We start from the raw sequence: 323 nt of genomic DNA, 5'->3' as shown, positions 1-323 counted from the left end.
GTAAGTAATTCTTATATTTTTCACCAATCAAATGATAGAACAGTAATCAATTTGATAAAAAGTTAAGATTTTATTAAAAAGCATAAAAATAAGTCTTCGTATAGGGAATATTGTTATATTTAGAATTCAACAAATAAAACAATTACTATGAAAAATCTAAAAAAGATTTCGAGGGAACAATTAAGACAAGTAAAGGGAGCTGGAAGTGTTCCCAACTGTAAAGTTGGATACATTTACAGATGTGATTCATATGGCATATGTGATGATATGACAGGCCAGGATGACTGCTTATGTGGATGCAGACCGGTAGTTCCTCACCCTTA

The 323-nt window shown here is 31.0% G+C and carries 1 protein-coding gene; it reads left to right on the top strand.

The window, feature by feature from the left end; all coding sequences use genetic code 11:
- Positions 1–147: 147 nt before the first annotated feature.
- Positions 148–323 (top strand): bacteriocin-like protein (locus tag SCA31_RS22825; protein WP_410699326.1); only part of this gene is annotated, 176 nt, incomplete at its 3' end.

This window comes from Chryseobacterium sp. SIMBA_028 (assembly GCF_046535285.1).
Classification (GTDB): Bacteria; Bacteroidota; Bacteroidia; order Flavobacteriales; family Weeksellaceae; genus Chryseobacterium.
The sequence above is the reverse complement of the archived record's forward strand: the minus strand, read 5'-3'. Positions and strand labels throughout refer to the sequence as shown.